20 protein-coding genes, 2 tRNA genes and 1 pseudogene are annotated in these 25,023 nt (G+C 69.1%); 18 read left to right on the top strand and 5 right to left on the bottom strand.

Annotated features, from left to right (window positions below; genetic code table 11):
- The first annotated feature begins 243 nt into the window (after positions 1-243).
- Positions 244-438, top strand: coding sequence for a hypothetical protein (locus AB0J02_RS02525; protein ID WP_161301056.1), 195 nt, complete (start codon positions 244-246; stop codon positions 436-438).
- Positions 439-529: 91 nt separating this feature from the next.
- On the opposite strand, the gene AB0J02_RS02520 is transcribed toward AB0J02_RS02525, so the two are convergent.
- Positions 530-600: transfer RNA gene (locus tag AB0J02_RS02520), tRNA-Gly, on the bottom strand.
- Between the two features lie 186 nt (positions 601-786).
- Between AB0J02_RS02520 and AB0J02_RS02515 the strand changes: the two genes are divergently transcribed.
- From AB0J02_RS02515 to clpX, 5 genes are all read left to right on the top strand, one after another.
- Positions 787-863, top strand: a tRNA-Pro gene (locus AB0J02_RS02515).
- Between the two features lie 173 nt (positions 864-1,036).
- A complete protein-coding gene (tig, locus tag AB0J02_RS02510) occupies positions 1,037-2,419 on the top strand; it encodes a trigger factor (RefSeq protein WP_363191647.1) in 1,383 nt (460 codons plus the stop codon).
- Positions 2,420-2,666: 247 nt separating this feature from the next.
- Entirely contained in the window at positions 2,667-3,272 is a 606-nt protein-coding gene (locus AB0J02_RS02505; protein ID WP_363191771.1) for an ATP-dependent Clp protease proteolytic subunit, read from the top strand.
- A gap of 70 nt (positions 3,273-3,342) precedes the next feature.
- On the top strand, positions 3,343-4,002 hold the full coding sequence (locus tag AB0J02_RS02500; protein ID WP_164303251.1) for an ATP-dependent Clp protease proteolytic subunit: 660 nt from the start codon (positions 3,343-3,345) through the stop codon (positions 4,000-4,002).
- A 194-nt stretch (positions 4,003-4,196) separates the two neighbouring features.
- Positions 4,197-5,483 carry an ATP-dependent Clp protease ATP-binding subunit ClpX gene (gene clpX, locus AB0J02_RS02495; protein ID WP_363191645.1) on the top strand — a complete coding sequence of 429 codons (1,287 nt, stop codon included), beginning with the start codon at positions 4,197-4,199 and terminating at the stop codon, positions 5,481-5,483.
- 82 nt (positions 5,484-5,565) lie between these two features.
- On the opposite strand, the gene AB0J02_RS02490 is transcribed toward clpX, so the two are convergent.
- Complete coding sequence (locus AB0J02_RS02490; protein WP_363191644.1) at positions 5,566-6,570, bottom strand: hypothetical protein; 1,005 nt, start codon at positions 6,568-6,570, stop codon at positions 5,566-5,568.
- Positions 6,571-6,685: 115 nt separating this feature from the next.
- Here AB0J02_RS02490 and AB0J02_RS02485 point away from each other — a divergent pair, with 115 nt between their 5' ends.
- Positions 6,686-9,316: a valine--tRNA ligase gene (locus AB0J02_RS02485; protein ID WP_363191643.1), complete on the top strand. Its 2,631-nt coding sequence runs from the start codon at positions 6,686-6,688 to the stop codon at positions 9,314-9,316.
- Between the two features lie 71 nt (positions 9,317-9,387).
- On the opposite strand, the gene AB0J02_RS02480 is transcribed toward AB0J02_RS02485, so the two are convergent.
- Both AB0J02_RS02480 and AB0J02_RS02475 read right to left on the bottom strand, forming a co-directional pair.
- On the bottom strand, positions 9,388-9,954 hold the full coding sequence (locus AB0J02_RS02480) for a hypothetical protein (RefSeq protein ID WP_363191642.1): 567 nt from the start codon (positions 9,952-9,954) through the stop codon (positions 9,388-9,390).
- A gap of 91 nt (positions 9,955-10,045) precedes the next feature.
- The gene (locus AB0J02_RS02475; protein WP_363191770.1) at positions 10,046-11,053 is read right to left on the bottom strand and encodes a rod shape-determining protein; all 1,008 of its coding nucleotides are present in this window, start codon (positions 11,051-11,053) and stop codon (positions 10,046-10,048) included.
- A gap of 133 nt (positions 11,054-11,186) precedes the next feature.
- Here AB0J02_RS02475 and AB0J02_RS02470 point away from each other — a divergent pair, with 133 nt between their 5' ends.
- The 10 genes from AB0J02_RS02470 (at position 11,187) to AB0J02_RS02425 (ending at position 23,949) form a co-directional block, all read left to right on the top strand.
- Positions 11,187-12,722 (top strand): folylpolyglutamate synthase/dihydrofolate synthase family protein, encoded by a 1,536-nt coding sequence (locus tag AB0J02_RS02470; RefSeq protein WP_363191641.1) that lies wholly within the window; start codon positions 11,187-11,189, stop codon positions 12,720-12,722.
- 6 nt (positions 12,723-12,728) lie between these two features.
- A complete protein-coding gene (locus AB0J02_RS02465) occupies positions 12,729-13,073 on the top strand; it encodes a DUF4233 domain-containing protein (protein WP_363191640.1) in 345 nt (114 codons plus the stop codon).
- 155 nt (positions 13,074-13,228) lie between these two features.
- Entirely contained in the window at positions 13,229-13,642 is a 414-nt protein-coding gene (gene ndk / locus AB0J02_RS02460; protein ID WP_363191639.1) for a nucleoside-diphosphate kinase, read from the top strand.
- A gap of 376 nt (positions 13,643-14,018) precedes the next feature.
- Entirely contained in the window at positions 14,019-15,038 is a 1,020-nt protein-coding gene (locus tag AB0J02_RS02455) for a rod shape-determining protein (protein WP_018531437.1), read from the top strand.
- Positions 15,039-15,156: 118 nt separating this feature from the next.
- On the top strand, positions 15,157-16,098 hold the full coding sequence (gene mreC, locus AB0J02_RS02450) for a rod shape-determining protein MreC (RefSeq protein ID WP_363191638.1): 942 nt from the start codon (positions 15,157-15,159) through the stop codon (positions 16,096-16,098).
- Positions 16,099-16,117: 19 nt separating this feature from the next.
- Positions 16,118-16,792, top strand: coding sequence for a rod shape-determining protein MreD (gene mreD, locus AB0J02_RS02445; protein WP_363191637.1), 675 nt, complete (start codon positions 16,118-16,120; stop codon positions 16,790-16,792).
- Between the two features lie 104 nt (positions 16,793-16,896).
- A complete protein-coding gene (gene mrdA, locus AB0J02_RS02440; RefSeq protein ID WP_363191636.1) occupies positions 16,897-19,077 on the top strand; it encodes a penicillin-binding protein 2 in 2,181 nt (726 codons plus the stop codon).
- A gap of 6 nt (positions 19,078-19,083) precedes the next feature.
- On the top strand, positions 19,084-20,283 hold the full coding sequence (gene rodA / locus AB0J02_RS02435) for a rod shape-determining protein RodA (protein ID WP_363191635.1): 1,200 nt from the start codon (positions 19,084-19,086) through the stop codon (positions 20,281-20,283).
- Positions 20,284-20,441: 158 nt separating this feature from the next.
- Positions 20,442-21,956, top strand: coding sequence for a CYTH and CHAD domain-containing protein (locus tag AB0J02_RS02430; RefSeq protein ID WP_363191634.1), 1,515 nt, complete (start codon positions 20,442-20,444; stop codon positions 21,954-21,956).
- A gap of 40 nt (positions 21,957-21,996) precedes the next feature.
- Complete coding sequence (locus tag AB0J02_RS02425; RefSeq protein ID WP_363191633.1) at positions 21,997-23,949, top strand: TIGR03960 family B12-binding radical SAM protein; 1,953 nt, start codon at positions 21,997-21,999, stop codon at positions 23,947-23,949.
- Between the two features lie 98 nt (positions 23,950-24,047).
- On the opposite strand, the gene AB0J02_RS02420 is transcribed toward AB0J02_RS02425, so the two are convergent.
- The gene (locus AB0J02_RS02420; protein WP_363191631.1) at positions 24,048-24,635 is read right to left on the bottom strand and encodes a TerD family protein; all 588 of its coding nucleotides are present in this window, start codon (positions 24,633-24,635) and stop codon (positions 24,048-24,050) included.
- Between the two features lie 127 nt (positions 24,636-24,762).
- On the opposite strand from AB0J02_RS02420, the pseudogene AB0J02_RS02415 reads away from it, so the two are divergent.
- Positions 24,763-25,023 (top strand): annotated as a pseudogene (locus AB0J02_RS02415) (hypothetical protein); the annotation flags it as partial.

Genomic DNA, 25,023 nt, shown 5'->3' with positions numbered 1-25,023 from the left:
TGCGGCGATGGAAACGATCAAGCCGAATTACGCGCCCCCGCGCACCGCGCGACGACCCCGCCGACGTGCACGGCTCATGCGCCCCAAGGGTGCGCGGCCCCCGCGCTCCCACGCGCGCGTGGCCGACGATGCGTCACCGGCCGCATACCGAGGCCTCGTTGGTGGCACGATGGTTCTGGCGGGGGGTGTGCGGGGCTGTGCCCCCCGGGCCGGGAGAGCGGACCGACCTAGGGTGTGATCAGTGTGGCCATTTCGCTGTCAGTGGTGCTGTTGTTGGCGATCGTCCTCGTGGTGCTGATGCGCGGCGGCTCGATCAAGGCGGGGCCCGCCATAGTGGCGGTGCTCTTCGGCTTCTTCCTGGCCTCGACCGGAATGGCGCCCGCGATCAACAACTTCCTCAACTCCGTCGCGAGCAGTATCAGCGCTATCAATTTCTGAGCACCGGCGAGCAGGTCGCAGGCCGGGGGGCGCGAAAAAGCCCCCGGCCCGGTCCGCCGTGGGCGGAACCGGGCCGGAGGCCTTGATCGAGAGCGGGTGACGGGAATCGAACCCGCGTAGCTAGTTTGGAAGACTAGGGCTCTACCATTGAGCTACACCCGCACAGCTTGCGCCCCAGGTCACCGACCGCGGCACGGAAAGCATCGTAGCGGGTCCGGGGCCCCGCTCGCACACCCATTGCCGCGCACCGCGACATGCCTCACACCACGCTCACGCGGTGCCCCGCGGTGCGCTGCGCAATGCGGCAGCCGCGCCGTCCGCGGGCATGTACCCTACGTGTCGCACCGACGGGGTGTGGCGCAGCTTGGTAGCGCGTCCGCTTTGGGAGCGGAAGGCCGTGGGTTCAAATCCCGCCACCCCGACCAGCGTTGCCGCGGCGACACGACGACCGCGGACCCTCCACGGGCGTCTCAGCCGGACCGAACCACAAGATCGCGTTGTGGGTGTGCTCCGGCGTGCCGTTACTATGCAAGCTGCATGCCCGTGTGTCTCTAAGCCGGGCACGATCCCTAAAGTCAGCCCCCAAGGAGACCGAACCGTGAAGAGCGCCGTCGAGACCCTGAACCCGACCCGGGTTCGGCTCAGCATTGAGGTGCCCTTCGAGGAGCTCAAGGACAGCCTCGACGCGGCGTACAAGAAGATCAACCAGCAGGTCACGGTGAAGGGCTTCCGCAAGGGCAAGATCCCCGCCCGCATCATCGACCAGCGGTTCGGCCGCGGTGCTGTTCTGGAGGAAGCGGTCAACGACGCGCTTCCGAAGTTCTACACCGACGCGGTCAACGAGGCGGAGCTCAACGTCCTGGGCCAGCCCGAGGTCGACATCACGGAGCTGAAGGACGGCGAAACGCTGAACTTCACCGCCGAGGTCGACATCCGCCCGGCCATCGAGATCCCGGACTACTCCGGTATCGAGGTCGAGGTCGACGCCGTCGAGGTCACCGAAGAGGACGTCGACAAGTCCGTGGAGCAGCTCCAGGAGCGCTTCGCCTCGACCTCCCCGGTCGAGCGTGCCGCTGAGGACGGCGACGTCGTGACGATCGACCTCGAGGCCAAGGTCGAGGGCGAGGTCCTCGAGGACGGCGTCGCTTCCGGCGTCTCCTACACCATCGGTTCCGGCGAGCTCCTCGAAGGCATCGACGAGGCCGTCAAGGGCCTGGAGGCCGGTGGCGAGGCCACCTTCACCTCCGAGCTCAAGGGCGGCTCCGCCGAGGGCAAGGAGGCCGAGGTCACCGTCAAGGTCACCCAGGTCGCCGCCCGTGAACTCCCGGCCCTGGACGACGAGTTCGCCCAGCTCGCCTCCGAGTTCGACACCCTCGACGAGCTCAGGGCCGACAGCCGCAAGCGCCTCGAGAACATGAAGCAGTACGACCAGGCCACGCAGGCTCAGGAGCGCGTCCTGGAGAAGCTGCTCGAGCTGGTCGAGGTCCCCGTTCCCGAGAAGCTGCTCGAGGACGAGGTCCAGACCCGCAAGCACAACCTCGAGCACCACCAGCTCGGCCAGATGGGCCTCGACATCGAGAAGTACCTCGAGATCCAGGGCAAGACGGTCGAGGAGTTCGACGCCGAGACCCGCGAGCAGGCGGTCAAGGGCATCAAGACGCAGTTCGTCCTCGACGAGCTCGTCAACAAGGAGAAGCTGAACGTGAACCAGGAGGAGCTCACCGAGCACCTCATGCGTCGCGCCGCTTCCTCCAACATGTCGCCCGACCAGTTCGCCCAGGCCGTCGTCGAAGGCGGCCAGGTCCCGATGCTGGTCGGCGAGGTCGCCCGCGGCAAGGCTCTTGCCGTGGTCGTCGAGTCCGCCACCGTCAAGGACACCAACGGCGAGGTCGTCGACCTCGAGGACGACGAGGACGAGACGGAGGCCACCGAGGCCGCCGCCGAGTCCACCGACTCCGCCGAGGAGAAGACGGAGGCCTGAGCCTCCCTCAGTCGCACGGCAGGCCCCCGGGACTTCGGTCCCGGGGGCCTGCCGCGCCCTGAAGGGGCGCAGCGACCTGCGCTCACAGCGAACAGTTCCTTCTGCGGGATTCCCCGGAGGGGGCTGCGCGTTAGGGTCCATGAATACGAGGGCAGGGGAGTCTCCGAGCGAGGGCCCCGGCCTCAGTAAGAGACGCAAGACGGCACGAGGCCGTCAGAGACGAGCAGGTGGATACGTGACGAATCTGATGCCTTCCGCCGCCGGCGAGCCGTCCATCGGCGGTGGCCTCGGCGACCATGTCTACAACCGGCTGCTCGGCGAGCGGATCATCTTCCTCGGCCAGCAGGTCGACGACGACATCGCCAACAAGATCACCGCGCAGATGCTGCTCCTTGCCGCGGACCCGGACAAGGACATCTACCTCTACATCAACAGCCCCGGTGGTTCGGTGACGGCCGGCATGGCGATCTACGACACCATGCAGTACATCCCGAACGATGTCATCACCATCGGTATGGGCATGGCGGCCTCGATGGGCCAGTTCCTGCTCACCGGCGGCACGGCGGGCAAGCGCTTCGCGCTCCCGAACACCGACATCCTGATGCACCAGGGCTCCGCGGGCATCGGCGGTACGGCCTCCGACGTCAAGATCCAGGCCGAGTACCTGCTGCGTACGAAGCACCGCATGGCGAGGATCACGGCCGAGCACTCCGGCCAGACCATCGAGACGATCATTCGTGACGGTGACCGCGACCGCTGGTACACGGCCGACGAGGCCAAGGAGTACGGCCTCATCGACGAGATCATCTCTGCCGCTACGGGTGTTCCGGGCGGCGGCGGCACGGGCGCCTGATCGGTTCGCACCGACTCAGCACCGGCCCCAAGCCCACTGCCTCCCTCACCAGGACGGAACACGGACCATCATGAACAACATCCCCGGCAGCGGCCTCTACACCGGCCCGCAGGTCGACAACCGCTACGTGATCCCGCGCTTCGTCGAGCGCACCTCGCAGGGCGTGCGTGAGTACGACCCGTACGCGAAGCTGTTCGAGGAGCGCGTGATCTTCCTCGGCGTGCAGATCGACGACGCCTCCGCCAACGACGTCATGGCGCAGCTGCTGTGCCTGGAGTCGATGGACCCGGACCGCGACATCTCCATCTACATCAACAGCCCCGGCGGCTCGTTCACGGCCCTCACGGCCATCTACGACACGATGCAGTTCGTGAAGCCGGACATCCAGACGGTCTGCATGGGCCAGGCCGCCTCGGCCGCCGCGGTCCTGCTCGCCGCCGGCACCCCGGGCAAGCGCATGGCGCTGCCGAACGCCCGTGTGCTGATCCACCAGCCCTCCGGCGGCACCGGCCGCGAGCAGCTCTCCGACCTGGAGATCGCGGCCAACGAGATCCTCCGGATGCGTACGCAGTTGGAGGAGATGCTGGCCAAGCACTCGACGACCCCGCTGGAGAAGATCAGCGAGGACATCGAGCGTGACAAGATCCTCACGGCCGAGGACGCGCTCGCGTACGGCCTGGTCGACCAGATCATCTCGACGCGCAAGATGAACAACGAGGCAATCGCCTGACGAGGCGTTGTATCGTCTGCCACTCCCCGGCACGGTTCACCGGGCTTCGTGAGCTCCTCGAGCCTTTCGAGGGGTCCTCGTCAAAGTGAACCGTGCCAAGGGGGGCCCGAACGGGGGGCCCGGCAAGGTACCGTCGGATACAGGCACCAGGAGCCGCTGAACGTGGCGTCTCCCAGGCGAAGGGGAAGCACCTCGTGGCACGCATCGGTGACGGCGGCGATCTGCTCAAGTGCTCGTTCTGCGGAAAGAGCCAGAAGCAGGTCAAGAAGCTCATCGCAGGCCCCGGTGTATACATCTGCGACGAGTGCATCGACCTCTGCAACGAGATCATCGAGGAAGAGCTCGCAGAGACAAGTGAAGTGCGCTGGGAGGAACTGCCCAAGCCGCGCGAGATCTACGAGTTCCTCGAGGGGTACGTCGTAGGCCAGGAGGCCGCCAAGAAGGCGCTCTCCGTGGCGGTGTACAACCACTACAAGCGCGTCCAGGCCGGTGAGAACGGCGGAGCGGCCAACCGCGACGACGCGATCGAACTCGCGAAGTCCAACATCCTGCTCCTCGGCCCGACCGGCTCGGGCAAGACGCTCCTCGCGCAGACGCTCGCCCGGATGCTGAACGTCCCGTTCGCCATCGCGGACGCGACGGCGCTCACGGAGGCGGGCTACGTCGGCGAGGACGTCGAGAACATCCTGCTGAAGCTCATCCAGGCCGCCGACTACGACGTCAAGAAGGCCGAGACGGGCATCATCTACATCGACGAGATCGACAAGGTGGCCCGCAAGTCGGAGAACCCGTCGATCACGCGCGACGTGAGCGGCGAGGGTGTCCAGCAGGCACTCCTCAAGATCCTCGAAGGCACGACGGCCTCCGTCCCGCCGCAGGGCGGCCGCAAGCACCCGCACCAGGAGTTCATCCAGATCGACACGACGAACGTGCTGTTCATCGTGGGCGGCGCCTTCGCCGGTCTGGAGAAGATCATCGAGTCGCGGGCCGGCGCCAAGGGCATCGGCTTCGGCGCGACGATCCACTCCAAGCGCGAACTGGAGGAGAAGGACCAGTTCCAGGAGGTCATGCCGGAGGACCTGGTGAAGTTCGGGATGATCCCGGAATTCATCGGCCGTCTCCCCGTCATCACCTCGGTCCACAACCTGGACCGCGAAGCGCTCCTGCAGATCCTCGTCGAGCCGCGCAACGCACTGGTCAAGCAGTACCAGCGCCTCTTCGAACTCGACGGCGTGGAGCTGGACTTCGAGCGCGAGGCCCTGGAGGCCATCGCCGACCAGGCGATCCTGCGCCGCACCGGAGCGCGCGGCCTGCGCGCCATCATGGAGGAAGTCCTCCAGTCGGTGATGTACGAGGTCCCGTCGAGGAAGGACGTCGCGCGCGTGGTCATCACCGCCGACGCCGTCCACTCGAACGTGAACCCGACGCTGATCCCGCGCGAGGTGCGGGGGAACGGCGGCGGGGAGCAGAAGTCGGCGTAGCCGCGCCGCGGTTGACGTACGAGAGGGGCCCCGGTCGGACATCCGACCGGGGCCCCTCTCCTGTGCTGTCACGGCCGTGGGGTCACGCCGGGACGCGGACTTCCTCGCGGAGCTTCGAAGCGATGTCCGAGGCCGCCTTCAGATCCGGCGCCTTGCCCGACATCAGGTCCGATACCTGCGCCGACATGATCATCGCGACCGTGCTGTGGTCACCCCAGATGCAGACCGGCATGTGCATCTCCTTGGGCGTCCCCGCACTGCTGGCCGAGCTGTCGGTGCTCTCGATCTTCACTTCCTGGCACTTCAGGATCACGTCGTCGGTGCTGTAGTCGCTGGGGTCGCCGACGAGCGTCCCCTTCATCTTGCTGTCGCCGCTGTCGTCCTTGGCCGCGGACACCGCCGCCTTGGCGAACATGCCGTCGACGAGCTTCCCGGGGTCGTCGATCTCTCCGTACGCGCCCTGGAACTGCAGGATCTTGCCGCCCAACGGGTTGGCGGAGTCCTTGACCTCGTAGCTGGCGTTGACGGGCTTGCCGTTCTTCAGGCCGTCCTTCTCGGCGTCCTTCATGTCCTCGTCGTCGAAGCCGCCGGTCTCGCTCGCGTCCTTCTTGTACTCGCCCAGCACCGTCGCCGGAGTGGTCAGCTTGTGCGCGCCGTCATCCGCGACCGAGGCGCCACCGCCACCCCCGCCGATCACGAAGTACGCGCCCACACCGAGCGCGGCCACCACGGCGACCGCCGCGATGATCAGGCCCGTCTTCTTCTTGCCGCCTCCCTGCGGCGGAGCCGGCGGGTACTGCCCGTAGACGTCCTGCGGCTGCTGGCCGTAGGGGCCCGGCTGCTGGGGCTGGCTGTAGGGCTGCTGCGGCGGAACCCCGGGCGGAGCCTGCTGCGGATATCCGTAGCCGGGCTGCGGTGCCTGTTGCGGGTACCCGTAGCCGGGCTGCGGGGCCTGCGGCTGCTGGCCGTACGGTCCGGGCTGCTGCGGCTGCCCGTACGGACCCGGCTGCGGCTGCTGGCCGTACGGCCCGGGCTGCTGTGGCTGCTGCGGCTGGCCCCCGTACGGGCCCGGCTGGTTGTGGCTCATTACTGGGGTTCCCTCCCGTGGTTTATGTGCTTCCGACATCCTGGCGTACGTGCGTGCGGTTCGTTCCCCCGGAATCGGTTTCAGTACGAGCTTGTGACCCCTCTAAACTGACCCCGTGACCGAGAACTCTCAGCAGCAGAACCCAGCGCCCACCTCCGAACTGCCGACCCAGTACGCGCCGGCCGAGGTAGAGGGGGCGCTGTACGAGCGCTGGGTGGAACGGGGCTACTTCACCGCTGACACCAAGAGCGAGAAGGAGCCGTACACGATCGTCATTCCGCCGCCGAACGTGACGGGATCGCTCCATCTGGGGCACGCCTTCCAGCACACGCTGATGGACGCCCTGACCCGCCGCAAGCGCATGCAGGGGTTCGAGGCGCTGTGGCTGCCGGGCATGGACCACGCCGGTATCGCGACGCAGAACAAGGTGGAGCAGCAGCTCGCCGAGGAGGGCAAGTCGCGGCAGGACCTGGGCCGCGAGGAGTTCGTCGACCGCGTCTGGCAGTGGAAGCGCGAGTACGGCGGCAAGATCCTCGGCCAGATGCGCCGCCTCGGCGACGGCGTCGACTGGTCGCGTGAGCGGTTCACGATGGACGAGGGCCTGTCGAGCGCCGTCCAGACCATTTTCAAGCGGCTCTACGACGACGAGCTGATCTACCGCGCCGAGCGCATCATCAACTGGTGCCCGCGCTGTCTGACCGCCATCTCGGACATCGAGGTGGACTACCAGGACGACGACGGCGAGCTCGTCTCGCTGAAGTACGGCGAAGGGGACGAGACGGTCGTCGTCGCGACCACCCGCGTCGAGACGATGCTCGGTGACACCGCCGTCGCCGTGCACCCCGACGACGAGCGGTACGCGCACCTCATCGGCAAGCGCATCAAGCTGCCGCTCACCGACCGCACCATTCCGGTCGTCGCGGACACGCACGTCGACCCGGAGTTCGGGACCGGCGCCGTCAAGGTGACGCCCGCCCACGACCCGAACGACTTCGCCATCGGACAGCGGCACGACCTCGAGACCATGACGATCATGGACGAGCGCGGGGTCATCACGGTCCCCGGCCCGTTCCAGGGGCTCGACCGGTTCGAGGCGCGCGCCGCCATCGTGGACGCCTTGCGTCAGCAGGGCCGCATCGTCGCCGAGAAGCGCCCGTACGTGCACTCCGTCGGGCACTGCTCGCGCTGCCGGACCACCATCGAGCCGCGCCTGTCGCTGCAGTGGTGGGTCAAGGTCGAGACGCTGGCCAAGGCCGCGGGCGACGCCGTCCGGGACGGGCGCGTCACGCTCCACCCCAAGGAGATGGAGAAGCGGTACTTCGACTGGGTCGACAACCTCAACGACTGGTGCATCTCGCGCCAGCTGTGGTGGGGCCACCGCATCCCGGTCTGGTACGGGCCCGAGGGGCAGGTCGTCTGCGTCGGCCCCGACGAGCAGCCCCCGGGGACCGAGGCCGAGGGCTGGACACAGGACGAGGACGTCCTCGACACCTGGTTCTCCTCCGGTCTGTGGCCGTTCTCCACGCTCGGCTGGCCCGAGCAGACCCCGGACCTGGAGAAGTTCTACTCGACCGACGTCCTGCTCACCGGCCACGACATCATCTTCTTCTGGGTCGTCCGGATGATGATGTTCGGCCTGTACGCGATGGACGGCGAGGTCCCCTTCAAGACGGTCGCCCTGACCGGTCTCGTCCGCGACGAGAACGGCAAGAAGATGTCGAAGTCCTTCGGCAATGTGGTTGACCCGCTGGACTGGATGGACAAGTACGGCTCGGACGCACTGCGCTTCACCCTCGCGCGCGGTGCCAACCCGGGCACGGACGTGCCGATCGGCGAGGACTGGGTCCAGGCCTCCCGCAACTTCGCGAACAAGATCTGGAACGCCACGCGCTTCGCGCTGATGAACGGCGCGACGATCGAGGGCCCGCTGCCGGAGCCGGAGCAGATGACGGCCACCGACCGGTGGATCCTGTCGCGGCTCAACAAGACGGTGGCCGAAGTCGACGCGTTCTACGACGACTTCCAGTTCGCCAAGGTCTCCGACTCGCTCTTCCACTACGCGTGGGACGAGGTCTTCGACTGGTACGTCGAGCTGTCGAAGACGACGTTCATGGCGGGCGGCGAACCGGCCAAGGTGTCCGGCCGGGTCCTCGGCGAGGTCCTGGACGTGACGCTGCGTCTGCTGCACCCGATCGTCCCGTTCGTCACCGAGGCACTGTGGACCACGCTGACCGGCGGCGAATCCGTCGTCGTCGCCGACTGGCCCAAGGACAGTGGCTTCCGTGACGACGCCGCCGAGCGCGAGATCGAGACGCTCAAGCAGGTCGTCACCGAGGTCCGCCGCTTCAAGGGCGAGCAGGGCCTCAAGGCGGGCCAGCGCGTCCCGGCCCGGCTCACCCTGGACGGCACCACGCTCGCTTCGCACGAGCCGGCCATCCGGCAACTGCTGAAGCTGCAGCCGGAGGGCGACGCCTTCCACGCGACGGCGACGCTGCCGGTGGCCGGTGCCGAGGTGGCGCTCGACCTGTCCGGCGCGATCGACGTGGCCGCCGAGCGCAAGCGGCTCGCCAAGGACCTCGCCGCCGCCGAGAAGGACAAGGCGCAGGCCGAGGGCAAGCTGGGCAACGAGAAGTTCCTGGGCAAGGCTCCGGAGAACGTCGTCGAGGGCATCCGGGCACGTCTCGCCAAGGCGGACGAGGACATCGCCCGCATCCAGGCGCAGTTGGAGCGACTGCCGCAGGCGTGAGCAGTGCTTGTACGTAGCTGAAGGCCCCGGAACCCATCGGTTCCGGGGCCTTCGTCCACGTACGGCGTGCGTCAGGAAGTGCCCAGCCCCAGATGCCGCAACTCGACGTCGGCCAGGGCGTCCAGGACCGCCGGATCGGCCTCCCGCCAGCCCTCGGCGAGACGGCCGGGGCCCGCGTCGCTGAACCGGGCGAGTTCGTCGAGGGGGCGGACCAGGGCGCGCAGCGCGAGCAGTTCGCGGCCGTCCTCGGTGGCGGCCAGTTCGCGGGCGGCGGCGGCCTGCCGTGTCCAGCGGACGCGGCGCGGCAGCCACAGGGCGAGCAGCAGGCCGACCGGGACGACGAACAGGGCGACCGCCGCGAGCACGGCGAGTGCCTGAACGGGCGCGGACCCGGAGGGCGCGGCGTCGGCGAGCCGGTCGCCGGCCCGGGCGACGTCGTGCAGGGTGCCGTTCATCCGGGGGCCGAGCAGCGGGATCCGTGGCGAGAGGCGCCGGGGGTGCGGGGCGGGCCGGGCGGCGAGGCTGATGAGCCGGTGCGCGACCACCGCGGCCACGGCCCACAGGGCGGTCCACAGCAGGGCCGCGCCGTCACCGATGATCTGCCGTGCGCGGCGGCCGGGTTGTTGTGCGTACCACATGGTCCGATGGGTACACCGCGGGCCCGGGCCGGGCCGGTCACCGCGCCGAACGGCCTCACGGTTTACGGCGGATGGACCTCCGCCGCGCCGCCTACGCGGCCGTCATCACCCGCTGCAGTTCGTCGAAGTCCTCCACACACTTTCCGCAGCCCAGGGCGACGCTGTTCAGCGGGTCCTCGGCCACGAACACGGGGATCCCGGTGGCGGACGTGAGGCGCAGGTCGAGGCCCGGCAGCAGCGCGCCCCCGCCCGTCAGCACGATCCCGTGCTCCATGACGTCCCCGGACAGTTCCGGCGGGCACTCCTCCAGGGTCGCCCGCACCGCGGCGATGATCGCCTCCACCGGCTCGTCGAGCGCGGCGCGCACCTCGCGCACCGTCAGCTCGACCGTCTTCGGCAGCCCCGCGACCTTCTCGCGCCCCCGCACGGTGAACGCCCGCATCTCGAACGCCTCGTCACCGGGCACGGGCCACGCCGAGCCGATCGCGACCTTGACGTCCTCGGCGGTCCGTTCCCCGATCAGCAGCCCGTGCGTCTTGCGTACGTGGTCGGTGACGGCCTCGTCGAACCGGTCGCCGCCCACCCGCAGCGACTGCGCGGTGACCACACCGCCGAGGGAGATCACGGCCACCTCCGTGGTGCCGCCGCCGATGTCGACGACCATCGATCCGCGCGGCTCGGCCACCGGGAGCCCCGCGCCGATCGCGGCCGCCATCGGCTCCTCGATCAGATGGACGGCCCGCGCGCCCGACCGCTGGGCCGCGTGCACGATGGCCCGCCGCTCCACGGGGGTGACGCCGCTGGGGACGCACACCACCATGCGCGTACGCGGCCGGCGGCCGGGCACGGCCTTGCGGACGAAGTACCGGATCATCTCCTCGGCGGCCTCGTAGTCGCTGATGACGCCGCCGCGCAGCGGCCGGATCGCGGTGATCGAGCCGGGGGTGCGTCCGATGGTCTCCTTCGCTTCGGTGCCGACGGCGAGCGCGCCGCGATGGCCTGTCTTGACGGCGACGACCGAGGGTTCGTTCAGCACGATGCCCTGACCGCGTACGTAGAGGAGGGTGTTGGCGGTGCCGAGATCGATCCCTATGTCCATGATCGCCAAGTTTGCAGGGTGATGCTGTGCGGCGGTGGGACCAAGGTCCTGAACCGGACGGGCCGAAAGTCCCGAATCGGGTCCATGGGTGGCGTCGTCCGCCTTGTCGGCGCGCCTCCGTAGACTGGCGTACGTGAGCGACCTCCCTCCGCGCGACAGCAGCGACGACGAGCCCGCCGGCCACCCCGACTCCGACGCCTTCGAGGAGATCGTGGGCGCCGAGACCGAGCGCGACCCAGACCTCGCGGTGATCGAGGCGGGTAGCCGCACCCTGCGCACCCAGGGCGGCACGCCGCAGGGCGACGGCGTCCCCGCGCGTCCGCAGGACCCGGAGGTGGAGAAGGCGCTGCGCGCGGTGGAGGCCGACCTCGCCACGCGCTGGGGCGAGACGAAGCTGGAGCCGTCCGTCAGCCGGATCGCCGCGCTGATGGACGTGCTGGGCGAGCCGCAGCGGGCGTACCCCTCGATCCACATCACGGGGACGAACGGCAAGACGTCCACGGCCCGCATGATCGAGGCCCTCCTCGGCGGCTTCGAGCTGCGCACCGGCCGGTACACGTCGCCGCACGTGCAGTCGGTCACCGAGCGGATCAGCCTGGACGGCGCCCCGATCGACCACGAGCGCTTCATCGAGACGTACGAAGACATCAAGCCGTACGTCGAGATGGTCGACTCCCAGCAGGAGTACCGGCTCTCCTTCTTCGAGGTGCTGACCGGTATGGCGTACGCGGCCTTCGCGGACGCCCCCGTCGACGTGGCGGTCGTCGAGGTCGGCATGGGCGGCAGCTGGGACGCGACGAACGTGATCGACGGCTCGGTCGCCGTCATCACGCCCATCGACCTCGACCACACCGACCGGCTCGGGAACACGCCGGGTGAGATCGCGGGCGAGAAGTCCGGGATCATCAAGCAGGACGCGACCGTGATCATGGCGCAGCAGCCGGTGGACGCGGCGCAGGTGATCCTCAAGAAGGCCGTGGAGAAGGGCGCGACGGCCGCCCGCGAGGGCCTGGAGTTCGGTGTCGTCGCGCGTCAGGTCGCCGTCGGCGGCCAGCTCGTGACACTGCGCGGCCTGGGCGGTGAGTACGAGGAGATCTTCCTGCCGCTGCACGGCGCGCACCAGGCGCACAACGCGGCGGTGGCGCTCGCCGCCGTCGAGGCGTTCTTCGGCATCGGCTCGGAGCACGCGCGCCCGCTCGACATCGGCACGATCCGCACGGCGTTCGCCTCGGTCACCTCGCCGGGCCGCCTGGAGGTCGTACGCCGCTCGCCGACCGTCGTCCTGGACGCCGCGCACAACCCGGCGGGGGCCCGGGTCACCGCCGAGGCGATCAGCGAGGTCTTCGACTTCAGCCGGCTCATCGGGGTCGTCGGCGCCAGCGCCGACAAGGACGTGCGGGGGCTGCTCGAGGCCTTCGAGCCGATCTTCGCGGAGATCGTCGTCACGCAGAACTCCAGCCACCGGGCGATGGACGCCGACGAGCTCGCGGCCGTCGCGGTGGAGGTCTTCGGGGACGACCGGGTGCAGGTCGAGCCGCGGCTCGACGACGCGCTGGAGGCCGCGATCACGCTCGCCGAGGAAGAGGGCGAGTTCGCGGGCGGGGGAGTGCTCGTCACCGGCTCCGTGATCACGGTCGGCGAGGCCAGGCTGCTGCTGGGGAAGGGCTGATCCGCTGTGCGTACGTTGTGTTCCTCGACCCTGATCGGCGAGTTCTTCGTCATCGGCTTCGCCGGTCTGGTGGCGATGAAGGACCCCGATCTGTCCAGCGCTCTCGTCTGGACGGTGTGCGGTGTCGCCATGGTGCTGAGCGTGCTGCTGTGCGGCATGCTGTCCCGCCCGGGCGGCGTCCAGGCGGGCTGGGCCCTGCAGATCGCGCTGATCGTGAGCGGTTTCTGGGTGCCGCTGATGTTCTTCCTGGGCGCGGTCTTCGCGGCCCTGTGGTGGGCCTCGATCCACTTCGGACGGAAGATCGACGAGGCGAAGGCCCGCTGGGCGGAGCAGGGTTCCAGCGCCGCGTGAGTTCGCTGCGTTGTGGGGTGCGGGGAACGGCGCGACAAGCCCGCGCCGGACCCGCACTCGCCCACCCGCGGCGCGACCCGCAGCGAGCGGCCCCGGTGACCCCCTGTAATCTCGGGCCCACCGCACATCCAGGCCGCACAAGGAGTCCAGCCAACATGACCCAGCGCACGCTCGTCCTGCTCAAGCCCGACGCGGTCCGCCGCGGCCTGATCGGCGAGATCATCGGCCGCATCGAGCGCAAGGCCGGCTGGACGATCAGCGCCCTGGAGCTGCGCAGCCTGAGCCAGGAGACGCTGGAGCAGCACTACGGCGAGCACAAGGGCAAGCCGTTCTACGAGCCGCTGGTGGCCTTCATGTCCTCCGGGCCGGTCGTCGCGCTGGTCGTCGAGGGCGAGCGGGTCATCGAGGGCGTACGCCAGCTGGCCGGTCCGACCGACCCGATCGCCGCGGCCCCCGGTTCGATCCGCGGTGACTTCGGTGTCATCGTCCGGGAGAACCTGATCCACGCCTCGGACTCCGAGGACTCGGCCGGGCGCGAGCTGAAGATCTTCTTCCCGAACCTGGTCTGAGGGCTGCTCCGGATTCCGGTCCGAAGCCTGGTCCGAGGCCCGGTCCGAGCTTCGCGGTCTCGACTGATGAGACCCCCGGAATCTGTTTTCTGATGCTGTGTCAGTTGCCCGGTGCGACTGACCTGGAGCGGCCCGAGAAATTGGGCCGCTCTTTGGCATATGCGGCCCGATTGGGGGAACGCAACCCTCCGTCGGCACGTCCCCATTAGCGGGGCAGGGGTTCGCATGCTGACAATGGCGAAGACCTTCGCGCCGTGATCGTGCAGGCGAGACTACGATGGAAGCCTCCACGCCACACGCGTCCACCTCTCGCCTACCTGACAAGCAATCAAACGCTCCACTTGGGAAGGCCAGACGAATCCTGATGGGGAACTCAATGTCGTTCATCGGCCGTGACATGGCTGTCGACCTCGGGACCGCCAACACGCTGGTGTACGTCAGGGGTCGTGGGATCGTGCTCAATGAGCCGTCCGTGGTCGCGATCAACACCAACACCGGTGGCATCCTCGCGGTCGGCGCCGAAGCCAAGAAGATGATCGGGCGCACCCCGGGCAACATCGTGGCGGTGCGTCCCCTCAAGGACGGCGTGATCGCCGACTTCGAGATCACCGAGCGCATGCTCCGCTACTTCATCCTGAAGATCCACAAGCGGCGCTACCTCGCGCGTCCGCGCGTGGTCGTGTGCGTGCCGTCCGGCATCACCGGCGTCGAGCGCCGCGCGGTCATCGAGGCCTCCTCGCAGGCCGGTGCCCGCCAGGTGCACATCATCGAGGAGCCCATGGCCGCGGCCATCGGCTCCGGGCTCCCGGTCCACGAGGCCACGGGCAACATGGTGGTGGACATCGGTGGCGGCACCACCGAGGTCGCGGTCATCTCGCTCGGCGGAATCGTCACGGCACAGTCGATCCGCGTCGCGGGCGACGAGCTGGACAACGCGATCATCCAGCACATCAAGAAGGAGTACTCGCTCCTCCTCGGTGAGCGCACCGCCGAACAGATCAAGATCACGATCGGCTCCGCGTACGACCTCGACTCCGACGAGCACACCGAGATCCGCGGCCGCGACCTCGTGTCCGGCCTGCCGAAGACCGTCGTCATCTCGGCGGCGGAAGTCCGCAAGGCCATCGAGGAGCCGGTCAACGCGATCGTCGACGCGGTGAAGACCACCCTCGACAAGTGCCCGCCGGAGCTCTCCGGTGACGTGATGGACCGGGGCATCGTGCTGACCGGCGGCGGCGCCCTGCTGCGCGGCCTGGACGAGCGGCTGCGCCGCGAGACCGGCATGCCGATCCACATCGCCGAGGACCCGCTGGACAGCGTGGCGCTCGGTTCCGGCAAGTGCGTCGAGGAGTTCGAAGCGCTCCAGCAGGTGCTGGACGCCTCGCCCCGCAGATGACGTGAGGCGAAAACGTCCGCCGTACGAGTGGCTGCCACTTCGTGCGGCGGATCGTTGATATATAGGCAAGGCATAACAATTCCCCAGATTCCATATGAGGAAGGCACGGCCGCCGCACGTGAGGGACACACGAGAGAGCCGGCTGCTCCTGGTGCTGCTGATCGCCATCGCGTTCGCACTGATCACGGTGGACATCCGCGGCGGTGAGGACTCGCCGGTCGACGGTGCCCGCCAGGCCGCCGCCAAGGTCTTCGGTCCGGTGGAGAACGGCGTCTCGGGCGCCGTCGACCCCATCGGCAACGCCGTGAGCGCGGTCCGCGACTCCGGCAACCGGCACGACCGCATCGGTCAACTGGAGCGCGAGAACGCGGCCTTGAAGGCCGAGCTCGGCAGCGACGACCGCAACCGCAGCAAGATCCACCAGCTCGACACCATGATGAAGACCGCGGGCGCCGGCCAGTACGGCATCAAGGGCGCCCAGATCATCGCCATAGGGTCCGCGCAGGGCTTCTCCTGGACCGTCACCATCGACGCGGGCTCGAACGACGGCATCAAGCGCGACATGACCGTCCTGAACGGGGACGGGCTCGTCGGCCGCGTCACCACCGTCGGCCCCGGCACCTCCACGGTGCTGCTCGCCAACGACCCCGACTTCACCGTCGGCACCCGCATGGAGAAGACCGACGAGCTCGGCTTCGCCTCCGGGCAGGGCGACCGGCCGCTCCGCGTCCAGCTGCTCAACGGCAAGGCCAAGGTCAAGAAGGGCGACCGGCTCATCACCTTCGGCTCCCAGGCCGACAAGCCGTTCGTCCCCGGCGTCCCGGTCGGCAAGGTCGTCCGCGTCGACCCCTCCGGCGGCGACCTGACCCGCACCGTCTACGTCGAGCCGTACGTCGGGTTCACCAAGCTCGACATCGTCGGCGTCGTCGTGCAGCCCCCGCGCACCGACCCGCGCGACGAGGTCCTGCCGTCCAAGCCCGCCAAGCCCAAGCCGGCCCCGACCGTGACCGTCACGGTCACCCCGTCCGCGAACGCCGCCGACAACGGCTACGAGCAGTAGTCAGGAGGAGCTACGAATCATGCGCTTCAACCGGATGCTGCTCTCCACCGTCCTCGTCGTCGTCGCCCTGGTCATCCAGGTCTGCGTCCTCGCGAGACTCCAACTCCCGGGCGCCGTACCGGACCTGCTGCTCCTGACCGTCCTGGGCCTGGCCCTGGTCTACGGGCACGTGGGCGGCGCCTTCGTCGGCTTCGGGGCCGGTCTGCTCGCCGACCTCGCCCCGCCCGCCGACCACGCCGCGGGCCGCTACGCCCTCGTGCTCTGCCTCATCGGCTACCTCGCCGGCCTCGCCAAGCCCGACAACGGGCAGTTGCGCTCGGCCACCGGCCCGATGGTCGTGGTCGTCGGCGCCGCCGTCGGCACGACCCTGCTGTACGCGGGGGTCGGCGCCCTCGTCGGCGACACCGCCGCCCGGCACGTCGGCCTCGGCAGCCTCCTGTTCACCGCCGCGCTGTACGACCTGCTGCTCGCGCCGTTCGTCGTGCCCGGCGTGATGGCGCTCGCCAGACGCGCGGACAACGATCCGCTGGCCGAGACCTCCGGCAGCTCCGGCAAGACCGCCGACGTGTCCGCCGGCTGGCTCTCCGCCGGCACCGGCCTGCGCATCGGCAACCAGCGCGGCGGCCTGCGCATGAAGACCGCCAAGGCGCGCGCCGCCCGCGCCGGACGCATCAAGGGGGTCAAGCGCCTGTGACTCCCGTACCCGCGACCCAAGCGCCGGTGTCCGCACGGCAGTTGACGCACAGCTTTTGGGTGTACACGTACTCGTACTCGTACTGAGAGGGGGAGCCCACCACCGTGACCAACATTCCCGAGACGGGCCGGACACCGCGCGTCCAGATCCGGCTCATCGTCCTGCAGATCCTCGTCCTCTCCCTCCTGCTGACCCTCGGCGGCCGCCTCTGGTACCTCCAGATCCGCAACGGCGACGAGTACGCCAAGGAGGCCTCCGGCAACCACGTGCAGCAGGTCGTCACCCCCGCCGTGCGCGGGTCGATCCTGGACGCGCGCGGCGTGCCCATCGCGGACAACGAGACCCGGCTCGTGGTCTCCGCCTCCCGCACCGACCTGATGAAGATGAAGGACGACGGCAAGAGCGTCCTGGCCAAGCTCGCCGACGTCCTCGGCATGAAGCCCAAGGAGGTCGAGGAGAAGGTCCGGCTCTGCGACGCCAAGACGCCGCAGCCCTGCTGGAACGGATCGCCGTACCAGCCCATCCCCATCACCGACGAGGCCACGCCCAAGCAGGCCCTGCAGATCCGCGAGCGCGGCGAGGACTTCCCCGGCATCACCGCCGAGCCGACCGCCGTGCGCCGCTACGCGGGCCCCGGCGGCTCCAACACCGCGCAGGTCCTCGGCTACCTCTCCCCGGTCACCGACGCGGAGATCGAGAAGGCCAAGGACAGCGACTCGCCGTACCTCCGCTCCGACCAGGTCGGCCGCTCCGGCCTGGAGCGCACGTACGACAAGGAGCTGCGCGGCAAGGCCGGCGTCACCCGCTACGAGGTCGACAACCTCGGCCGCGTCATCGGCCAGGCCAACAGCGACGAGGCCGAACCGGGCGCGAACGTCGTCACGTCGATAGACGCCCGCGTCCAGTCCGTCGCCGAGGCCGAGCTGAACGAGGCGATGAAGACCGCCCGCAAGGAGTTCGACAAGAACACCGGGACCAACTACAAGGCCGACTCCGGTGCCGTCGTGGTCCTGGAGGCCAAGACCGGCCGCGTCGTCGCCATGGCGTCCAACCCGGCGTACGACCCGAACGCCTGGGTCGGCGGCATCTCCGGCAAGGACTACGCCGCGCTCACCGGCAAGAAGTCCAACTACCCCCTGCTGAACCGGGCGATCCAGGGCCAGGCCGCCCCGGGCTCGATCTTCAAGGTCGTCTCCACGACGGCCTCGGTCAACGCCGGCTACTCCTTCAACGGCCGCTACCCCTGCACCAGCTCGTACTCCATCGGCAACCAGGTCTTCAAGAACTTCGAGTCGGAGAACTACGGCCCGATCAGCCTGGGCCGCGCCCTGGAGGTCTCCTGCGACACCGTCTTCTACGGTCTCGCCCACAACGAGTGGAAGAAGGACGGCGGGCTCAAGGGCAACAAGAACACCAAGGACTGGTTCTACAAGACCGCCCACCAGTTCGGCCTGGGCAAGGAGACCGGCATCGACCTGCCCAACGAGGTCACCGGCCGGGTCCCCGACCGGACATGGAAGAAGAAGTTCTGGGCGGCCAACAAGGACTCCTGGTGCAAGTCCGGCAAGAAGGACGGCGACTACGTCCAGCGGCTGAACTACGAGAACTGCCTCGAAGGCAACCTCATGCGCGCCGGTGACGCCGTCAACTACTCCATCGGCCAGGGCGACACGCTCGTCACGCCGATACAGATGGCGTCGATCTACGCGGCGATCTCCAACGGCGGCACCCTGCACGCGCCCGAGGTCGGCAAGGCCGTCGTCAGCGCCGACGGCAAGCAGGTCTCCGAGATCCAGCCGAAGACCAACGGCAAGCTCCCGATGACCGGCAAGACGCGCAACGAGATAGACCAAGCACTGGCGGGAGTGGCGACCCGCGGAACGGCCGCCTGGCGTTTCCAGAACTGGCCGCAGGACAAGATCCCGATGCACGCCAAGACCGGTACCGCCGAGGTCTACGGCAAGCAGACGACGTCCTGGTTCGCGACGTACACCAAGGACTACTCGATCGTCATGACGATCTCCCAGGGTGGTACGGGTTCCGGCGCCTCCGGACCGGCCGTCCGCAAGATCTACGACGCGATCTACGGCCTCGACGGCAACGGCAAGCAGGATCTGAAGAAGGCGCTGCTGCCCGAGCCGGAGAAGGCCCTGCCGAAGATCCAGTCCGACGGTTCGATCGACGCCCCGGAGATCAAGCCGTACGAGCCCAACAAGGAGGACCCGGCGGCGCCGCAGAACCTGGCGGCGGGCCCGCCCGCCACGACGACCAGCAGGAGGGACTGACCCACGATGGCCGGCACCAATGGCTTCTCCGTCTCCGGGTACGGTCCCCAGCGCTCCACCATGTCGCGGCTCATGGCCCGCGACTCGGTGGTGCGCCGCCTCGACTGGCCGATACTGCTGTCCGCGCTCGCGCTGTCGATGATCGGCGCGGCGCTCGTCTACTCGGCCACGAGGAACCGCACCGAGCTCAACCAGGGCGACCCGTACTACTTCCTCTTCCGGCACCTGCTCAACACCGGCATCGGACTCGGCCTGATGGTGGGCACGATCTGGCTGGGACACCGGACCCTGCGCACGGCCGTCCCGATCCTGTACGGGATCTCCGTCTTCCTGGTGCTGCTCGTCCTGACCCCGCTCGGCGCCACGGTGAACGGGGCGCACGCCTGGATCATCATCGGCGGCGGCTTCTCCCTGCAGCCCTCCGAGTTCGTGAAGATCACGATCATCCTGGGCATGGCGATGCTGCTCGCGGCGCGCGTCGACGCCGGTGACCGGGACCACCCCGACCACCGGACCGTGCTGCAGGCGCTGGGGCTCGCCGCCGTCCCGATGGCCGTCGTCATGCTGATGCCGGACCTCGGCTCCGTCATGGTCATGGTGATGATCGTGCTCGGCGTGCTGCTCTCCTCCGGCGCGTCCAACCGGTGGGTGCTCGGGCTGATCGGCGTCGGCGCGGCCGGGGCCGTCGCCGTGTGGAAGCTCGGCGTGCTCGACGAGTACCAGATCGCGCGGTTCGCGGCCTTCGCCAACCCCGCCCTCGACCCGGCGGGCGTCGGCTACAACACCAACCAGGCGCGGATCGCGATCGGCTCGGGCGGCCTGTCCGGCGCGGGCCTCTTCCACGGATCGCAGACGACCGGCCAGTTCGTGCCCGAGCAGCAGACGGACTTCGTGTTCACGGTGGCCGGCGAGGAGCTGGGGTTCCTCGGGGCAGGGGCGATCGTGCTGCTGCTCGGCGTACTGCTGTGGCGGGCCTGCCGGATCGCCCGGGAGACGACGGAGCTGTACGGCACGATCGTCGCCGCCGGGATCATCGCCTGGTTCGCGTTCCAGGCGTTCGAGAACATCGGGATGACCCTCGGCATCATGCCGGTGGCGGGCCTGCCGCTGCCGTTCGTGTCGTACGGAGGATCATCGATGTTCGCCGTGTGGGTGGCGGTGGGGCTGTTGCAGTCGATCAGGGTGCAACGCCCGATGTCGGCGTAGGCCTCCGGCGGTTCGGCGGGTTCTCGCGTGGGGCTGCGCCCCAGGGCCTTCTCGCCGTAGGGGGTCTGGCTCGTCGGCGGGTGCCGCGTTCGCGGGGCTTGCTCGCGTAGTTCCCCGCGCCCCTGTCGGGGCGCCCACTTGCCGTCTAAATTCAAGGTATGGCGGAGACCAAGCGCGAGATCGAGCGGAAGTACGACGCCCCTGCCGAGCACTTCCGGCTGCCCGACCTGCACAAGGTCCCCGGAGTGTCGGAGGTCATCGACAAGGGCGTCGTGGAACTCGACGCCGTGTACTACGACACCCCCGACCAGCGGCTCGCCGCCCACCGGATCACGCTGCGGCGCCGCACCGGCGGCGACGACGCGGGCTGGCACCTCAAGCTGCCGGTCGCCTTGAGCGAGGGCGTACGGGACGAGGTGCGGGCGCCGCTCTCCGACGACGTGCCCCGGGCACTCGCCGGGCTCGTCCGGTCCCGGACCCGCGAAAGTGAACTCGTCCCCGTCGTACGGCTGTTGACGTCCCGCGACGTGTCCCATCTGACCGACGCCGACGGCGCGCTGCTCGCCGAGGTGTGCGTGGACGCCGTGCGCGCCGAACGCGTCGGCGGCGAGCGGGCCACCGCGTGGACCGAGATCGAGGTCGAACTGGCCGACGACGGCGACCCCGAGTTCCTCGGCAAGGTCGAGAAGCGGCTCCGCAAGGCCGGGGTCGAGCGGTCCGCCGCCACCTCCAAGCTGGCCCGCGCCCTCGACGCGACCGGCGCCGGCGCGCCCCCGGAGGCCTCTCCCGAGGAGCCCGTCACCGCGGGGGACCACATCCTCGCCCGGCTGCGGGGACAGCGCGACACCCTCGTCGAGCTGGACCCCGCCGTGCGCCGGGACCTGCCGGACGCCGTGCACCAGATGCGGGTCGCGACCCGGCGGCTGCGCAGCGCGTTCAAGACGTACAAGAAGGTCCTCGACCCGGCCGTGACGGAACCCGTGGGTGAGGAACTGAAGTGGCTCGCGGGGGAGCTGGGCATCGACCGCGACCGCGAGGTGCTGACCGAGCGGCTCACCGAGCGGATCGACGCGCTGCCGCGCACCCTGCTGCTCGGGCCCGTACGGGGACGGCTGCGGATCTGGGCCGTGGCCCGCCGCCTGGGCTCGCGTCGGCACACCGTCGCCGTGCTCGACGGCAAGCGCTACCTGGCCGTCCTCGAAAGCCTCGACGCGCTGCTCGCCGACCCGCCGCTGAAGCCCGCGGCGGAGCGCCCCGCCGCCGACGTGCTGGCGAAGGCGGCCCTGAAGGACCACGCGCGCCTCGCGGCCCGCGTCGAGCGCGCCGTGGCCCTCGCGCCCGGCACGGAGCGCGACGTCGCGCTGCACGAGGCCCGCAAGGCCGCCAAGCGCGCCCGCTACGCCGGGGAGACGGCCGTGCCCGCGCTCGGCAAGCAGGCCCGGAAATTCACCAAGCGCGTCAAGAAGGTGCAGTCGCTGCTCGGCGACCACCAGGACTCCGTCGTCGCCCGCGAGGCGCTGCGGGACCTGGCGATCCAGGCGCACGCCGCAGGTGAGACCGCCTTCGCCTGGGGTCTGCTGTACGGGCAGGAGCAGGCGGCCGCCGCGGACCGGGAACGGGAACTTCCGAAGGTGTGGAATCGGGCGGCGGAGCCCGGCCTCTCGGCGGGTTAGCCTTGAGGGTCCCCCTGTCAGCTCACAAAGGTCCACGGTTATGCCTGCCGAAGCCGCCGCCGCGGCGCCCCAAGCGGTCGAGTCTGTGTTCCCGCAGCTCGAAGCGCTGCTCCCGCATGTGCAGAAGCCGATCCAGTACGTCGGCGGAGAGCTCAACTCCACGCTCAAGCCGTGGGAGGCCTCCGACGTCCGCTGGGCGCTGATGTACCCGGACGCGTACGAGGTCGGTCTGCCCAACCAGGGCGTCATGATCCTCTACGAGGTGCTGAACGAGCGCGAGGGCGTCCTCGCCGAGCGCACGTACAGCGTCTGGCCGGACCTGGAAGCGCTGATGCGCGAGCACAAGGTCCCCCAGTTCACGGTCGATTCGCACCGCCCGGTGAAGGCGTTCGACGTCTTCGGGCTGAGCTTCTCCACCGAGCTCGGCTACACGAACATGCTGACCGCGCTCGACCTGGCCGGGATTCCGATGGAGTCCAAGGACCGCACCCTTGACGACCCGATCGTCCTCGCGGGCGGCCACGCGGCGTTCAACCCGGAGCCGATCGCCGACTTCATCGACGCCGCGATCATCGGCGACGGCGAGCAGGCCGTGCTCGACATGACCGACATCATCCGCGCCTGGAAGGCCGAGGGGCGCCCCGGCGGGCGCGAGGAGGTGCTGTTCCGTCTCGCGAGGACGGGCAACGTCTACATCCCCGCCTTCTACGACGTCGAGTACCTCCCCGACGGGCGTATCGGCCGCGTCGTACCGAACAAGTCGGGCGTGCCGTGGCGGGTCTCCAAGCACACCGTCATGGACCTCGACGAGTGGCCGTACCCGAAGCAGCCGCTCGTGCCGCTCGCCGAGACGGTCCACGAGCGGATGTCCGTCGAGATCTTCCGCGGCTGCACCCGCGGCTGCCGCTTCTGCCAGGCCGGCATGATCACGCGCCCCGTGCGGGAGCGAAGCATCACCGGCATCGGCGACATGGTCGACAAGGGCCTGAAGGCGACCGGCTTCGAGGAGGTCGGCCTGCTGTCGCTCTCCTCGGCCGACCACTCCGAGATCGGTGACATCGCGAAGGGCCTCGCCGACCGGTACACCGAGGACAAGATCGGCCTGTCCCTCCCGTCGACCCGCGTCGACGCCTTCAACGTCGACCTGGCCAACGAGCTGACCCGCAACGGCCGCCGCTCCGGCCTCACCTTCGCCCCCGAGGGCGGCAGTGAGCGCCTGCGCAAGGTCATCAACAAGATGGTGAGCGAAGAGGACCTGATCAGGACCGTCGCCACCGCCTACGGCAACGGCTGGCGTCAGGTGAAGCTGTACTTCATGTGCGGCCTGCCGACGGAGACGGACGAGGACGTCCTGCAGATCGCCGACATGGCGGCGAACGTCATCGCCAAGGGCCGCGAGGTCGCGGGCAACGACATTCGCTGCACGGTGTCGATCGGCGGGTTCGTGCCCAAGCCGCACACGCCGTTCCAGTGGGCGCCGCAGCTGTCGGCCGAGGAGACGGACGCCCGGCTCACCAAGCTGCGCGACAAGATCCGCGGCGACAAGAAGTACGGCCGCTCCATCGGCTTCCGCTACCACGACGGCAAGCCCGGCATCGTCGAGGGACTGCTCTCCCGCGGTGACCGCCGCATCGGCGACGTCATCCGTGCCGTCTACGAGGACGGCGGCCGCTTCGACGGCTGGCGCGAGCACTTCAGCTACGACCGCTGGATGGCGTGCGCCGAGAAGGCGCTGCCCGCCCACGGTGTGGACGTCGACTGGTACACGACGCGTGAGCGCACGTACGAGGAGGTCCTGCCCTGGGACCACCTGGACTCCGGTCTCGACAAGGACTGGCTCTGGGAGGACTGGCAGGACTCGCTCGACGAGACCGAGGTCGACGACTGCCGCTGGACGCCGTGCTTCGACTGCGGTGTCTGCCCGGCGATGGACACGACCATCCAGGTCGGCCCGACCGGCAAGAAGCTGCTGCCGCTGACGGTCGTCAAGTAGTAGGCAGCAGGCGAGGCTTACAAGAAGGGGCGGCCGGTTGACCAACCGGCCGCCCCTTCGGCGTACGTGCTGCCTACTCCATACGTGCTGCCTGCTTGCTACTTGCTCACGGCGAACCGCATCAGGGCGATCTCGTCGCCCTGCTTGATCTTGCCCGTCGTGTTGATGACCTCCAGCTTCCAGGTGCCGCCCGCACCGCGGACCGCCTTGGCCACCGCGCAGCCGTTGTCGGCGCTGAGCATGCTCGGCCAGATGTCGGCGACCTGCTGGCTGCTGCCGCCCGTGGCGTCGTACACCTTGATGCTGACGTTGCGGGCCTTCTGGAAGGAGCTGCCCTTCTTGAACGCGGCCGCGACGAACACGATCGCCGTGATGTTCTGCGGGATCCGCGCGAACTCGACGGTGACCGTCTCGTCGTCACCGTCGCCCTTGCCCGTCTGGTTGTCACCCGAGTGCACCAGCGAGCCGTTGGCCAGCGGGTCCAGCGAGTCGAGACCGGCCAGGCGCACCGGGTCCGCGCCCTGCATCGCGATGGCGATCAGGTCCAGGTCGGTGCCCTGCTTGCGGCGCAGGGTGCCGAGCACTCCGCCGCTGCTCCCGGAGGTGGGGTCCCAGGAAACCCCGATGGACAGATGCGTGACTCCGTCCAGGTCCGCCGGGCCGTCTTCCTTCGTGAGCGTGATCATGCGAGGGTCCCCCTCATAGTGGCTGGCTATCGGCAAAGTGTGCCTATACGAGGGGATCAACGTCCACGCGGGTGGTCAAGTGCCCGCGAAATGGATCCACCGTGCCGCTTGTGGCGTCCTGACAGGCATGGACCTGGAAAAGCGCCCCGAGCCCGACGGCTGTCTCGTCGTCGCGATCCGTCTGCCGGTGCGCATCGTCGCGCTCGTCCTCGTGGTGCCCGTACGCCTCGCGTGGGACGCGCTCACCGTGGTCGGCCGCCTGCTGTACGAGAAGGTGCTCGTACCGCTCACGCGGGTCCTCGTCGTGGTGCCGGTGGTCTGGTTGTACGCGTGTGTGCTGACGCCGGTGGGACGGGCGATCGCCGTGTTCGGCAGGGGAGTCGCGATC

This window comes from Streptomyces sp. NPDC050264 (assembly GCF_040655895.1).
In the GTDB taxonomy this organism is placed as follows: Bacteria; Actinomycetota; Actinomycetes; order Streptomycetales; family Streptomycetaceae; genus Streptomyces.
The sequence above is the reverse complement of the archived record's forward strand: the minus strand, read 5'-3'. Positions and strand labels throughout refer to the sequence as shown.

Coding starts and splice junctions, on each gene's coding strand:
- AB0J02_RS02505 (WP_363191771.1), top strand. CDS start 2,667: ATGCCTTCCGCCGCCGGCGAGCCGTCCATCGGCGGTGGCCTCGGCGAC.
- AB0J02_RS02500 (WP_164303251.1), top strand. CDS start 3,343: ATGAACAACATCCCCGGCAGCGGCCTCTACACCGGCCCGCAGGTCGAC.
- AB0J02_RS02490 (WP_363191644.1), bottom strand. CDS start 6,570: ATGAGCCACAACCAGCCGGGCCCGTACGGGGGCCAGCCGCAGCAGCCA.
- AB0J02_RS02480 (WP_363191642.1), bottom strand. CDS start 9,954: ATGTGGTACGCACAACAACCCGGCCGCCGCGCACGGCAGATCATCGGT.
- AB0J02_RS02475 (WP_363191770.1), bottom strand. CDS start 11,053: ATGGACATAGGGATCGATCTCGGCACCGCCAACACCCTCCTCTACGTA.
- ndk (WP_363191639.1), top strand. CDS start 13,229: ATGACCCAGCGCACGCTCGTCCTGCTCAAGCCCGACGCGGTCCGCCGC.
- AB0J02_RS02455 (WP_018531437.1), top strand. CDS start 14,019: ATGTCGTTCATCGGCCGTGACATGGCTGTCGACCTCGGGACCGCCAAC.
- mreD (WP_363191637.1), top strand. CDS start 16,118: ATGCGCTTCAACCGGATGCTGCTCTCCACCGTCCTCGTCGTCGTCGCC.
- rodA (WP_363191635.1), top strand. CDS start 19,084: ATGGCCGGCACCAATGGCTTCTCCGTCTCCGGGTACGGTCCCCAGCGC.
- AB0J02_RS02430 (WP_363191634.1), top strand. CDS start 20,442: ATGGCGGAGACCAAGCGCGAGATCGAGCGGAAGTACGACGCCCCTGCC.
- AB0J02_RS02425 (WP_363191633.1), top strand. CDS start 21,997: ATGCCTGCCGAAGCCGCCGCCGCGGCGCCCCAAGCGGTCGAGTCTGTG.
- AB0J02_RS02420 (WP_363191631.1), bottom strand. CDS start 24,635: ATGATCACGCTCACGAAGGAAGACGGCCCGGCGGACCTGGACGGAGTC.